Annotated in this window: 10 protein-coding genes and 1 riboswitch; of the genes, 4 read left to right on the top strand and 6 right to left on the bottom strand. The window is 62.3% G+C overall.

Going from position 1 to position 12,837, the window contains the following annotated elements; all coding sequences use genetic code 11:
* Positions 1–234: 234 nt before the first annotated feature.
* The 5 genes from HMPREF2845_RS05675 to HMPREF2845_RS05655 all read right to left on the bottom strand — a co-directional run bounded on the left by HMPREF2845_RS05675 (position 235) and on the right by HMPREF2845_RS05655 (position 6,628).
* Positions 235–2,412 (bottom strand): S9 family peptidase, encoded by a 2,178-nt coding sequence (locus tag HMPREF2845_RS05675; RefSeq protein ID WP_070634118.1) that lies wholly within the window; start codon positions 2,410–2,412, stop codon positions 235–237.
* A gap of 215 nt (positions 2,413–2,627) precedes the next feature.
* Entirely contained in the window at positions 2,628–3,848 is a 1,221-nt protein-coding gene (gene rsgA / locus HMPREF2845_RS05670) for a ribosome small subunit-dependent GTPase A (RefSeq protein WP_070634117.1), read from the bottom strand.
* A 104-nt stretch (positions 3,849–3,952) separates the two neighbouring features.
* Positions 3,953–4,783: an ABC transporter gene (locus HMPREF2845_RS05665; RefSeq protein WP_070634116.1), complete on the bottom strand. Its 831-nt coding sequence runs from the start codon at positions 4,781–4,783 to the stop codon at positions 3,953–3,955.
* A 1-nt stretch (position 4,784) separates the two neighbouring features.
* Positions 4,785–5,555 carry an ABC transporter permease gene (locus tag HMPREF2845_RS05660; protein WP_246824606.1) on the bottom strand — a complete coding sequence of 257 codons (771 nt, stop codon included), beginning with the start codon at positions 5,553–5,555 and terminating at the stop codon, positions 4,785–4,787.
* An 86-nt stretch (positions 5,556–5,641) separates the two neighbouring features.
* Complete coding sequence (locus HMPREF2845_RS05655) at positions 5,642–6,628, bottom strand: ABC transporter ATP-binding protein (RefSeq protein WP_070634114.1); 987 nt, start codon at positions 6,626–6,628, stop codon at positions 5,642–5,644.
* 340 nt (positions 6,629–6,968) lie between these two features.
* A riboswitch (SAM riboswitch) is annotated at positions 6,969–7,081 on the top strand.
* Positions 7,082–7,184: 103 nt separating this feature from the next.
* Between HMPREF2845_RS05655 and HMPREF2845_RS05650 the strand changes: the two genes are divergently transcribed.
* The 3 genes from HMPREF2845_RS05650 to HMPREF2845_RS05640 all read left to right on the top strand — a co-directional run bounded on the left by HMPREF2845_RS05650 (position 7,185) and on the right by HMPREF2845_RS05640 (position 10,740).
* Positions 7,185–8,531 carry a bifunctional o-acetylhomoserine/o-acetylserine sulfhydrylase gene (locus tag HMPREF2845_RS05650; protein WP_070634113.1) on the top strand — a complete coding sequence of 449 codons (1,347 nt, stop codon included), beginning with the start codon at positions 7,185–7,187 and terminating at the stop codon, positions 8,529–8,531.
* Positions 8,532–8,720: 189 nt separating this feature from the next.
* The gene (locus HMPREF2845_RS05645) at positions 8,721–10,034 is read left to right on the top strand and encodes a homoserine O-acetyltransferase MetX (RefSeq protein ID WP_210394526.1); all 1,314 of its coding nucleotides are present in this window, start codon (positions 8,721–8,723) and stop codon (positions 10,032–10,034) included.
* A gap of 355 nt (positions 10,035–10,389) precedes the next feature.
* On the top strand, positions 10,390–10,740 hold the full coding sequence (locus HMPREF2845_RS05640; protein ID WP_044146078.1) for a MerR family transcriptional regulator: 351 nt from the start codon (positions 10,390–10,392) through the stop codon (positions 10,738–10,740).
* Positions 10,741–10,871: 131 nt separating this feature from the next.
* Here HMPREF2845_RS05640 and HMPREF2845_RS05635 read toward each other — a convergent pair whose 3' ends face one another.
* Complete coding sequence (locus HMPREF2845_RS05635) at positions 10,872–11,687, bottom strand: MerR family transcriptional regulator (protein WP_070634112.1); 816 nt, start codon at positions 11,685–11,687, stop codon at positions 10,872–10,874.
* Between the two features lie 94 nt (positions 11,688–11,781).
* Between HMPREF2845_RS05635 and HMPREF2845_RS05630 the strand changes: the two genes are divergently transcribed.
* Positions 11,782–12,534 (top strand): alpha/beta hydrolase, encoded by a 753-nt coding sequence (locus HMPREF2845_RS05630; RefSeq protein ID WP_070634111.1) that lies wholly within the window; start codon positions 11,782–11,784, stop codon positions 12,532–12,534.
* Positions 12,535–12,837: the final 303 nt, after the last annotated feature.

Genomic DNA, 12,837 nt, shown 5'->3' with positions numbered 1-12,837 from the left:
TCTCGGGTGCTCTCCGCAGCGAAGCAAGGAGAGAGCGGAGCGCCCGAGAGGGTGGGTTCCCCTGTAGGAGCGTAGGAAGGTGCGCACCGGCCGCATCCTTAGGTAAGGGGAGAGGAACGAGGACGAGCACCGTCCCTCGAGCAGAGCAACGTACTTAAACGAAGAACGCTCCGTCCGTACCACTCAGATACAGACGGAGCGTTCTTTTTAAAGCGTGGCTTGGTTGGCTATAGCCTACTCAGTAACGCCCAGGTTGCTCAGCAGGAACGCGTAATCCCACGCGATCTCACGCCAACGCGTATACCTGCCGGAACCACCACCGTGACCGCCCGACATATCAATCTTCAGCAGCGGCACCGGCGACGACGGGTCAATCTGCTCACGCAGCGCCGCAACCCACTTCGCAGGCTCTACGTAGAGCACGCGGGTGTCGTGCAGGCTCGTCACCGCAGCAATCGCCGGGTAGCGGACCGGGCGGATGTTCTCGTACGGGGTGTACGACTTCATGTAGGCGTACACTTCCGGGTCCTCAATCGGGTTGCCCCACTCTTCCCACTCCATCGCCGACAGCGGCAGCTCCGGGTCAAGGATGGTGGTCAGCGCATCCACGAACGGCACGGCTGCCAGGCAGGCGGCGTACTTCTCGGGGGCGAGGTTCAGCACGGCACCCATGAGCAGGCCGCCGGCGCTACCGCCGTAGCAGCCGATACGCGCCTCATCAGCCCACGGCTTAGCCGCAATGTAGCTGGTGACGTCCACGAAGTCGGTGAAGGTGTTCTTCTTCGCGAGCTTCTTGCCGTTCTGGTACCAGGAGCGGCCCATCTCGCCGCCGCCGCGAATATGCGCAAGCACGTAGATAACGCCGCGGTCCAGGATCGATAGCATCGGGATGGAGAACATCGGGTCCATGGACGACTCGTAGGAGCCGTAACCGTACTGGAGGACGGGGTGCGGCTTGCTCATGTCCAGGTCGGCGCGGTGAATCACCGAGATCGGGATGAGCGTGCCGTCCTCCGCTGGTGCCCAGTCGCGGTAAGCGCGGTAGTTCTCGCGGTTGTAGCCGCCCAGCACGGGGGTTTCACGGCGCAGCAGCAGGGTCTGCGACATGGGGAAGTAGTCGTAGACGCGGCGCGGCGTCAGGTACGAGGTGTAGGCGATGCGCAGCACGGGGGAGTAGTTCTCCGCACGCAGCACGGAGGCGGTGTACAGTTCCTCGTCGAAGCCGGCAGGTTCCATGAAGGTCACGCCGGCGGGTCGGCGGCGGCGCCACTGGATGGGCAGCTGTTCACGCGGTGCGAGGAAGATGCGGGTGGTGGTGTCCGCGCGGGCGGTGACGACCAGGTGCGTTGCGGTGAAGGTGAAGCCCTCCAGGCGCACGTGTTCGCTGTGGCGGATGACCGGCACCCAACGTTGCGCGTACTCTTCGAGGCTTTCACCTTCGCGCGGCATGTCTGCGAGGACCAGCTCGGAGTTCAGCGCATTGTAGTCGTGCTGAATCAGCAGGTGCTGCTCGCCGGCAATGTTGAGCGGCTCGGCGTAGTATTCGATGCCCGCGCTCTTGGGGATGAGCAGGGTCGGCTCACCCTTGGGCTCGCGGGTGGGGATGAGGCGCACCTCCGTGTACTCGGAGTTGGAGCTGGTAATGACCACGGAGGAACGGTCGGAGCTCATGGCGGCGCCGAGCCACATGGTGTTGTCCGGTTCCTCATAGATCAGGTGGTCTTCGGTGCCCTGCCCGACGTCGTGCACGTAGACGCGCCAGGGGCGCCACGACTCGTCGGGCACGAGGTAGATGAGCTGCTCGGCGTGGTTGATGAAGAAGGAACCCGCCGCAATGTTGGGGATGGTGTCTTCGAGGAAGGCGCCGGTTTCCATGTTGAGGAAGCGCTGCTCGTAGCGTTCGTCACCCTTCTCGTCCACGGAGATGCTCAGCAGCTTGCCATTACGTGCGGGCTGGAAGCTGCCGAGGGAGAAGAACTCCATGTTCTTGGCGTATTCGTTGCAATCGAGAATGACGACTTCACCCTCGAGTACTTCGCCGGGGGTGACGGTCGGCGGGGTGTAGCGCACCACCTCGTCGCCTTCATGTAGGGCGGGGTAGCGGTAGAAGACGGGGTACTGGCCGCCGGGCACCATGCGGCTGTAGTACCACCAGTCACCGATACGGTTCGGGACGGTCAGATCCGACAGCAGGGTGCGGCCCTTGATTTCGTTGAAGATGGATTCGCGGAGGGGCTGCTGGTCTGCGGTGACAGCTTCGGTGTATTCGGCTTCTGCCTTGAGGTAGTTGAGGACCTCTTCGCTTTCCTTGTCGCGGAGCCATTCGTAGTGGTCGATGAAGACGTCGCCGTGGTGTTCGCGGCGGTGCTCGACCTTCTTCGGTACGGGCGGGGTGAGGTTCTGTTCAGCCATGCTGCCACCTCTTTCATGAGTTATGGGTTTGTGAATGGTGTGTGCCGTCTGCGCCCGCGTTCCTGTGCCGCCGGGTGGCGGTGAGGGTGCGCGGGGGACTGTGGGCACGCCTAGTTCTAGTGTATCGAAGAGTGAGGCAGGCTACTATATTGCGGCCTGAGCAGTATCACCCAGATTAGCCCCCTGCACTCTTCTGGAACGTGCGCATTCGGTAGCTAGTTAGCGCGCCCCTTAATAGACATGAGGGTGCGGCGGCCCGCCTTGTTTGCCTTTGTGAAGGCACGGTTACTTTGCCGGTACTCACGTTCTTGAGAGCGCAGGCGTAGACGCGCGGATTCGGCTATCATCCTGCGGTAGCGTTCGAAGCGCTCGGGGTCGAGAGCGCCGTCAGTGATGGCCTGCTGCACCGCGCATCCGGGTTCGGAACCGTGGGAGCAGTCGCTGTACCGGCAGGCGGAAGCGTAGCTGGAGACATCATCGAAGGTTTCGTCAATCGCGGCGCTATCGCTCGTTGCGGCTAGGGCTCGCACGCCCGGAGTGTCGATCAGCACCGTGCCAGATGATGATTTTGCGTTGGTCGAGTCTCCTTCGCTTGAGCCTTCCGCACCGGGTAAAACAAGCATCTGGCGGCTGGTGGTGGTGTGGCGCCCTTTGCCGTCAGCATCTCGGACCGTGGAGGTGACCTGCACCTGATGTTCTTGGCTATCCTCGCGGGGGTCAACTCCGGGGTTGAGCAGGGCGTTGACCAGGGTGGATTTTCCTGCGCCGCTACGGCCCAGGAATGCGGCGGTGCGTCCGGCGACAAGCTCCGCCACCGGGGCAGAATCGTAGCCGTTGTCCGTGCAGACGGCGAGTACCGCATCCACACCACCTGCGAGGGAGTCCCTGTAGTTGGTGAGCTGTTCAGCCGTTACTAGGTCACCCTTGGTGAGAATCAGTGCGACCTGCACCCCGGAAGCGTGCGCCAGAGCGGTGTAGCGTTCAATTCGCCCAATGGACGGCTCGGGGAAGCAAGGCTCAACGATGCAGAGCATATCCACGTTGGCGGCGACAGGCTGATCCGCGGATTCTCGGGTGGCGCTGGGGCGGGTGAGGTAGCTTCGCCGGGGCAGAATCGCGAGGAATTTATGCTCCGCGGGGTGGGTTTCACCGCCGGTTCCGGGGATGGGCTGGGCGAGTACCCAGTCGCCCACGACGGGGTATTCCTCTTCGCCGTAGTCGTTCTCGACCGGACGCAGGGGAGCGGAGAGCTTCACGAGCTCGCCCCGCTCGCAGGTTAGTAGCTCGCAGCGGGTGCGGTGCACGGCGCTGACGCGGGCGAGGGTGAAATCTTCAAGGGTGCCGTCGAGGGTGAACGCGGCGCGGATTGCCGCGCCCTGCCAGGAGGGGTCGAAGCCGAGGGTCTCTAAGGTGTATGAGGCGGGAGTAATGGTCACAGGAATAGTCTTTCGTGGTTGCGGCGCCCGGTTGGTTATTATGCCTGGATAGCGCACTGGGGGAGGGGGCGTTTAAAAGGTTTGTTCTATTTGGGTTTCACGCCTTATAGCAGCGAGGCGCGGGCACCGGCGCGGATGCGGCGGGCGGCAAGGAAGGTCAGCCCCAACCCCACCGCGGCGTAGAGCAACGCCAGGGCCGCGTCCGCCGCCAGGAGTGCAAAGAAACCCGGCGAGGTGCCGCCCGAAACGCCGCCAGAGGTATCCAGCGCCTGCACCAGTCGGGACCCAGGAACCCAGGCGCACAGCCACGCAAGCCAGCCGGGGTAGGTGCTCACCGGAACGATTACGCCCGCGCTGACCGGCAGAATAATCGACAGGATATTCGACCCCGTGTACGGATCGGACAGGTACAGGCCCAGCCCGGCGGCAAAAATGCCCAGGCAGACCCCGCCCAGAACCGCAACCGGCATCAGCGCGATGGCGCCGAGCAGAAGCCCGGAACCCGCCCCGGTAGGGGGTGCCGTGAGGGAGAGCAACCACACGATGCCCACGTTGCTCAGGCCCGTTACGGATGCCAACAGCGCGGGCACCGCCGCCGCACCCAGCCAGTAGCCCGCATCCACCGGGCGTGCCGTGCACACGTACTCGAAGACGCCAATCCACCGGTCGGTGGCAACGCGCGCGACGATGCCGGCGGCCACCGAGCTGAGGGTGGCAATCAGGGCGGTCGCGCAGCCGATGCGTACCGTATCGTTCGCGGCGAGGTCGGCGCCCAAAAGCACCGTAAAAAGCACGTTAAGACCGGGTACGAGCACCAGGGTTGTGATGGCCGTTCCGAGGGTTGCGAAGGTAATAGAAGATGACCAGCCGATAGAGGCGGTAGACAGTGCCCGGCGCACCACGCCGGGCAGGGAATCAGTAGAGAGAACACGCACGCTACATCGCCCCCAGGGTGCCGCGACGACGGGCGGAGGCGAGAGCCTTCCGGGCAAAGAGGAAGGCGCACAACGCCCAAGCGAGGCTCACGGCGAGCGTCTGCGCAACGGGCAGGAGCGCATCCGCCGGGGTAGTGATGGTGGTACGCCCAAGTAGGAGATGAACCGGCGCCTGCAGGGGAATGAGCATGCCTACAGCATCTAGCCAGGCGGGCGCTTCAATGGTCGTGAAGAGAACCCCGGAAAGAATAAAAACCGGCACGAGCAACAGCTCCTCGTAGGCGATAGCGTTCGGTGTGGCCACGAAGAACACCGCAATCATGAACGTTACCGACAGGCACGCAAGCCACAGCAGGGGAACGCCCAGAACGTAGCGCGGCCAGAGTGCTGAAAAGTCCGTGACCTGCGGGTTAAGCGTCACAAGAGCCCAGATGAGCCACGACAGGGGCAAAGCCGCCATACCCACAATGGATGCGCTCGAAACGATAGCCGCCAGCACCCGCACCGGAGAAATCGACCCCGAACACAGGTACACGAGGGTCCCACGGAAACGCTCGAAATTGATGATGCCCGCAGACACGATGCAGACCGACCACATGCCCACAATGCCCGCGCGGGTCCACGCGAGGGTCGGGTCAACGGAGTGACCCGCGGAGCTCTGCGCCGCCGCATGCACCGCAAGAGCCTGAATAATAACCGACCCGAGCACCGTACTGATGAGTAGCTGAATGAAGTAGGGGACCGTCAGGAACTGGCGCAGGCTAAAGCCCATGAGCCGCAACTGACGGGCGCACTCCTGCCGTAGGTCGCCCCCTCGGCTCTGTTGCTGGGAGTCTTTCGGACGCCGTGTCTGAGCGTTCATCGCTTGAGCCCCTCCGCCATTGCCAGGTATGCCTCTTCCAAGGTTGCCGGGCGTGTGTACGGTTCGGTCCGTGCCCCGATACGTGCGGTGGCAAGCCCCTCCGCGAGGATACGGTGCGCCTCGCCCGCCTCGAACGTGGCGCGCTCGCCATGCCAGTAGAGGGTGAGTTCCCAGCCGGAACCGCGCGGGGCGAAGAGCACCGTAGCCTTATCGCCGAGGAGCCCACGAAGCGTATCAAGGCCCTCGGTGGCGGTGGCCTCGACCTGTACCACGGTCGTGGCGGCAATGCCGGCGTGCGCGGCGATGTCTTCGAGGCTGCCGCTCACGGCGACGGAACCGGCGCCTAACACGGTGATGGTGTGCGCCAGGTCCTCGATTTCGCCGAGTAGGTGGCTCGTCAGCAGAACGGCGGCGCCGTCTTCCGCGAGGGAGCGGATGAGGGTTCGCACGGTTAGGGCGATATCGGGGTCGAGCCCGTTGGTCGGCTCATCCAGCAGGAGCAGGGCGGGGGAGCCGAGCAGGGCGCGGGCAATATGTAGGCGCTGCTTCATGCCGCGGGAAAACTCCTGGACAGGCTGCGTTGCCGCATCGGTGAGTTCCACACGGGCTAGGGCATGCTCCACCTCGTGTCGTCGGGTCCGCCCGGAAACCCCCGCAACATCGGCGAAGAACAGCAGATTGTCGCGGGCACTGGCGCGCGGGTAGAAGCCGTTCTCCCCGCCCAACGCGAGGCCCACGTGGCGGCGAGCCCGCTGCGGGTGAGCGATAGCATCCACACCGTTCACGGTGAGGATACCGCCGGTAGGAGTGAGCAGGGTCGAGCACATCTGCACGGTGGTGGTTTTGCCCGCACCGTTGGGGCCGAGGAGGGCATGAATCTCACCGGAACTAACGCGAAGCGACACCCGGTCGACGGCGGTAAAAGCGTTTTCACCTTTGCCAAAGACGCGGCTGAGCTGCGCCGCATCAAGAACAAGAGACATGGTAGGTAACCTTCGGGTATGACCCTCTGGCCCCTATACCGGAGGGATGCTGAGCAGGATAAACGGCGTAGCGAGCCGTAGCGAGTTGTACCCTGCGTGAGTGTATGTGTCATTTCAGTGTACCGAAAAACCGTAGATAAAAGTGATGGGGGTTACTGTGTGGATGGTGGGTGTCCGCCTCCGCATCTCGATTGCCTCGTCCTCGGATTGCCCCGGCACCGTCGTTCGCGTTTTATGACAGACGTTAAAAAACGTCATCTTTGCAATGAAATGTCTTAAAGTACCGCGCACCCACAAAATCCTTGACCCCGCCCCGTGCCCTATGACACTCTAAATAACAGGTCAAGAGCGCCAGCGATAAGCCCCAGCTAGCTGGCCGGCAACCCTCCTCCGCGGTGGGGTGCCCTGGGTGAAGACCGGGCGGCACGCACAAGCGTGACGCAAGCGCGGGACCGATGTGACCGAAACCGGTACATCAATCGTGACAGGATTATTCGACGACGATTCCTGTACCGTCGGCATGCGGCCCCTTAAGAATCCCCAATAGGAGCCACGCATGAGCAACAACACTACCGTCCCGACTCCCGCCAACCCCGCCGGTTGGAAGTTCGAAACCCGCCAGATCCACGCAGGTCAGGCGCCGGATGCCGCAACGGGAGCTCGGGCACTACCTATCTACCAGACCACTTCCTTCGTCTTTGACAGCGCCGAGCAGGCAGCGAACCGTTTCGCCCTCGCCGAGCTGGGCCCCATTTACACTCGCCTCAACAACCCCACCCAGGAAGTCATCGAAAACCGTATCGCTTCCCTGGAAGGCGGCGTAGGCGCGCTGCTGCTGGCATCCGGTCAGGCAGCTATTACCTACGCAATCCTGAACATTGCCGGTGCAGGCGACCACGTTGTTGCTTCGCCCTCCGTGTACGGCGGCACCTACAACCTGCTCAAGTACACCCTCGCCGACCTGGGCATTGAAACCACCTTTGTTGAGGACCCGGACGACCTGGACGCATGGCGCGCCGCAGTACGCCCCAACACCAAGCTCTTCTACGGCGAGTCCGTGCCCAACCCCCGCAACGACGTGCTCGACATTGAGCCCATCGCCAAGATCGCGCACGAAAACGGCGTACCCCTGATCGTGGACAACACCGTACCCACCCCGTACCTGCTGCGCCCCATCGAGCACGGCGCAGACGTAGTCGTCCACTCCGCCACCAAGTACCTGGGCGGCCACGGCACCTCCATCGGCGGCGTGATCGTTGACTCCGGTAACTTCGACTACGGTGCAGACCCCGAGAAGTTCCCCAAGTTCAACCAGCCCGCCCCCGGCTACCACGGCCTGGTCTACGCACGCGATTTGGGTAAGGACTCCGCGTTCGGCGCGAACCTCTCCTACATCCTGAAGGCGCGCGTCTCCCTGCTGCGTGACACCGGCGCCGCAATCTCCCCGACCAACGCCTTCAACATCGGCATCGGTCTGGAGACTCTCTCCCTGCGCATCGAACGCCACATTGAGAACGCCACCAAGGTCGCCCGCTGGCTCGAAGCAAACCCGCAGGTCGACAAGGTTATCTGGGCTGGCGTGGAATCCTCCCCCTGGTACGAGCGTGCACAGAAGTACCTGCCCAAGGGCCCCGGTGCGGTGCTCGGCTTCACCCTCAAGGACGCAACCCTGGAGGAGACCCGCGACTTCGTGGACGCCCTGAAGCTGCACTCCAACGTGGCGAACATCGGTGACGTACGCTCGCTCGTGATTCACCCCGCCTCCACCACCCACTCCCAGCTTTCCGCTGAGGAACTGGAGAAGATTGGCGTGTACCCGAACTTCGTCCGCCTGGCAGTCGGTATCGAGAACATCGACGACATTCTCGCCGACCTGCAGCTGGGCTTCGACACCCTCTCCTAAACGGTGATGCAACCCGCAGGTGGACCGGCAAGCTACGGCTTTTCGGTCCACCTGCGGATTCCCCGTTACGGAGCATGTTGTAACTGTGCGGCGTTGCTGCCGCCCAACCTGTTGCTTCTTCTACCCACAGACGAGTACCCCGCTCACACCCGGCACCACCTCGCCGACCAACCCAGTGAAGGGAACCCCATGGCCACCCAGAGCACTAGCCAGTCCGGCACTACCAGCCAGCCTGTCACCGCACCCATCCCCGTGGCGGGCACCCGCACCGAGCACCCCGAAGCGCAAGGCTATCTGCGTCAGCTGAACATCGGCGACCTGGAGCTCGAGTCCGGCGTGACTCTGCCGCAGGTGACCATCGGTTACGAAACCTGGGGTACCCTCAACGAGACCGGCGATAACGCCATCCTCATCCTGCACGCACTCACCGGTGACACGCATGTCTCCCGCGGCGTGCCCACCCCGGACATGCCCGCGCCCCTCATCCGCGCTATCGAATCCGACGGCTGGTGGGAGGGCATCGTGGGTCCCGGCGCGGTCATCGACACCAACCGATACTTCGTCGTTGCCCCCAATATTCTGGGCGGCTGCTACGGTTCGACCGGTCCGGCCAGCATCATTCCCGAAGGCTACCCGGGCGCCGGCGAGCACTGGGGATCCCGATTCCCGCTCGTCACCATCCGCGACTCGGTGCGTGCTGAGGCGCGTCTGGCCCGGGCCCTGGGCATCACGAGCTTCCGCTACGTCATCGGCGGTTCCCTCGGGGGCGCACGCGCCGTAGAATGGGCCGCAACCAACCCCGAACTGGTGCGCGGATGCGCGGTCATCGCCTCCGGTCCTTCGGCCACCGCCGAGCAGATTTCCTGGGCGCACACCCAGAACATTGCGATTCGTTCGGATGCGAACTTTGCCGGTGGCGACTACTATGCCGGTCCTGCACCGACTGCCGGTCTGGCTCTGGCGCGCCGTATCGCGCACACCACCTACCGCAGCCCCGCAGAGCTGGAGCACCGCTTCGGCCGTGAGGAGAACCGCGGCGAAAACACTGTGGGCGGTTCGCTGGGTGAGCCGCGTGGCCGCTACGCCATTGAAAGCTACCTGGACCACCACGGCGCTAAGCTGGTTGAGCGTTTTGACGCGAACAGCTACCTGGCTGTGAATGAGGCGCTGATTTCGCACGATGTGGCTCGTGGCCGCGGCACTCTGGCACAGGCGCTGGCGCACACCGATTGCGAGTGGACGATTGCGGCGGTGAACACGGACCGTCTGTTCTTCCCGCACGAGTCGCACCGCCTGGCGGAGGCGCTTCCCACCCCGGTGCCCGTGGACATTATCGAGTCGAACCACGGCCATGACGGCTTCTTGATTGAGGCGAAGCAGGTGGAGAAGATTCTGGCGCGCGCCCTCGGCGTTGAAGATGAATCCGCCGCCCCGAGTGAGGCGCAGCGTGAACGTGAAGCTTTGGAATCGATGACTCGTCTGTACGGCGCTGTTAATCGCTAACTCGACCGGCGCCCGAAGGCGTTTCACGCATCCTGCTGAATGTTGTTTTATCCAAACAGTGGGTGTGGGATTGTGAGGGAATGACTGGGTATTCTCAACTGTCCTTCCGCCCACCGTGAATTAACCTTCACCCATAGGGTTATGTAATAAAATGTCGGGCGTTCGTATGATGCGAGTGTCCGGCATTTTTTCTATCTTTATGAAGAGTGTTATGCCAAGTCAGGGAATATTTTTCGGTTTTTCGGGTGTTTTGCGAAACCTCCGCGAGATACCGCGGAAGTAGCCTCCTGTTGCACCGGAAGGTAAAGGTTCTCGGTTTGCTTTAGACCAGCTCTAACCCCATAGCATTAACGCTGTGGTAAGTATTCAAGAGGTAGCGGAGCAGTTGGGGGTGAGCACCCACGCCCTGCGATATTACGAAAAAGAGGGGCTCATTGCGGTGCCCCGTGATGCTCACGGAACCCGTATTTTTGATGAGGAGTCTATCTCCGCAGCACGGTTTATTGCTACCTGCCGTCAGGCTGGCATGAGTCTTGCCGACATTCGCACGATTTTGAGCAATCCGGACGACCACGCCCTGTCCATTGATGTGATGGAGCGTGCCCGTCAGAAGATTGAGGATGAGATTGTGGGGTTGCAGCAGAACCTTGAGCACCTGGATCGCCGTATTCAGGAGCACCGCCGTCACCTCGACGGCACCCGCTAGGTAACTAGTCTTCTGCAGACGCGTATAAACGCCCGGTATTCCCAACGTTGGGAATACCGGGCGTTTTTCTGTGCTCAGCTTTCATGCTTGGTTACTCATGCCTAGTTACTAGGTACTCTCAGGCTGAAGGTCTAACCCCAGGTGGCTTCCTGCGGGTCAATACCATGTGCACGAGCATTCTCGTAGATGACATCCCGCAACCACTCCGCGAGCCCGGTCGCAAGCTTCTCGTAGTGCGCCTTGAAACGGGCATCCTCAACGTAGCCGCGGGCTAGAATAGCGTGCTTAGCGGGGGTGACCTCGAAGAAGAACAGGGAGGCGCGGTGCCGCTCGGCGAGTGCGTTCGCCTCCTCACTGCCCGGCTTCACGCCGCGGTTGAATGCCTCGACGAGGGTCTGCTCTACCTCGTCAACCTGCTGTTTGCCGTTTTGCCAGTCGGCACGGTTCATCGTTGCAGTGCGGCGCTGATATTCAGCCCAGTCGTCAGTTTTTCCGTAACGCTCCTGCGCTTCCTGCTGGTGGGCGAGGCTGAACCCTTCACCCATAATCTCTGCTTTTTCGGCAGCGCTGAGCTGCTTATTTTTAGGTGCCATGGTGTCCTCCAAAAGATGTTCGATGGTTTCAAGCATGCGCCCGTACGCGACGATTTTGCGTTGAAGCATATCCCGCTGAGCGAGTAGATGCTCGGTGCTGTTCGCTTCGTCCTGCAGTATTTTGTGAATGGCATCAAGGCTCATGCCGGTGGCGCGGTATCCCATGATGACGGTGATTCGTTCAAGGTCTGTATCGGTGTAGTACCGGTACCCGTTGAACTCATCATGTGCCGGGTTGAGTAAGCCCCGCTGCTCCCAGTGGTGAAGCGTGCGGACTGTGAGCCCATGCAATGATGCCGCTTCTCCCACGGTGTATTCGTGCTGCCCGTCAGGTGGTGTTATGTTCGCGTCCATGGTTTCACTCTAAAACCTCACGTTAGGTGAGGGTCAAGCTAGCGGCGGAACCTGCGGTGCAGGTTTGTGGGGGAGTCCTCGCTAAGATGGGTTCATGAGCGAAAACAAATACGTCGTCGAATACACCCGCCCCGAGAACGAACGTGCAGGCACCCACCTGGTGCTCATGCTGCACGGCTACGGCTCCCAGGAGCACGATTTGCTGTCTCTGGCGGCGCACCTTCCGCAGGAGGGCTTCACCTACGCCTCCATGCGTGCACCGCAGCCGGTTGGCACCCAGTTCTCCGCGGACTCGACCGGCGCCTACATTGCCGCAGATGCTATCGGCTACCAGTGGTACCCGCTGAACCAGCAGCTCGAATCTGACCAGCGCGCCATCGAGCAGGCCAGCGACTACGTGCTGGAGTGGGTACGCGCGAACCGTGAACCGTACGCTTCGGTGACCCTGCTGGGCTTCTCACAGGGTATGGGTATCGCAACTTCGATGGTGCGTCACGCCCCCGGCGAGTTCGCCGCTGTGGTGGGTCTGTCCGGCTATGCGGTAGATTCTGATTCGCCGTACTTCAAGGACGAGGAGCTGAAGAAGACCGAACTGCCGGTGTTCTTTGGCCGCGACCAGGAAGACCCCGTCATCCCGCAGCAGATGGTGAACTACACCTACGACTGGATCCGCAAGTACACTGACGGCATTAAGGTTCTGTACGCCGGTGCGGGTCACGGCGTGAGCGCCATGGAGATTCGCCACGTGGGCGAGTTCCTGGAGGTGAAGGTGCAGGGTCAGGAGCCGCGTATTCGTGCGCAGAAGGTTGCGGAGGCGACCGGCACCGTGGAAGGCTCTGACGCCTAAAACGGCTATAGGAAAAAGCCCTCGGGTCTGATGACTCGGGGGCTTTGCTGTAGTTCTGCTTCCGCGTGGGATGCACGGTTCCGCTTGGAAAGGCGGTTATCGTCCTCGTTCCTACAGGGAACCCGCCCTCGCTTCGCTTCGGGCACCCTGATGTCACTTTCGGACGATACCGCCTTTCCGCGCTGGGGTACTGTGCGGGTGCGGCCGCGTTTTCCGGATGCGCCCTCAGGGTGTCAGCCCGGACGCTCTCCGTTGCGAAGCGAGGAGGGGCGGAGCGTCCGGGTGACGGGTGCCCCTGCGTAG

Source organism: Rothia sp. HMSC065B04 (assembly GCF_001812285.1).
Classification (GTDB): domain Bacteria; phylum Actinomycetota; class Actinomycetes; order Actinomycetales; family Micrococcaceae; genus Rothia; species Rothia mucilaginosa.
The sequence above is the reverse complement of the archived record's forward strand: the minus strand, read 5'-3'. Positions and strand labels throughout refer to the sequence as shown.

Coding starts and splice junctions, on each gene's coding strand:
- HMPREF2845_RS05660 (WP_246824606.1), bottom strand. CDS start 5,555: ATGGGCTTTAGCCTGCGCCAGTTCCTGACGGTCCCCTACTTCATTCAG.
- HMPREF2845_RS05675 (WP_070634118.1), bottom strand. CDS start 2,412: ATGGCTGAACAGAACCTCACCCCGCCCGTACCGAAGAAGGTCGAGCAC.
- HMPREF2845_RS05630 (WP_070634111.1), top strand. CDS start 11,782: ATGAGCGAAAACAAATACGTCGTCGAATACACCCGCCCCGAGAACGAA.
- HMPREF2845_RS05635 (WP_070634112.1), bottom strand. CDS start 11,687: ATGGACGCGAACATAACACCACCTGACGGGCAGCACGAATACACCGTG.
- HMPREF2845_RS05650 (WP_070634113.1), top strand. CDS start 7,185: ATGAGCAACAACACTACCGTCCCGACTCCCGCCAACCCCGCCGGTTGG.
- HMPREF2845_RS05645 (WP_210394526.1), top strand. CDS start 8,721: ATGGCCACCCAGAGCACTAGCCAGTCCGGCACTACCAGCCAGCCTGTC.
- HMPREF2845_RS05655 (WP_070634114.1), bottom strand. CDS start 6,628: ATGTCTCTTGTTCTTGATGCGGCGCAGCTCAGCCGCGTCTTTGGCAAA.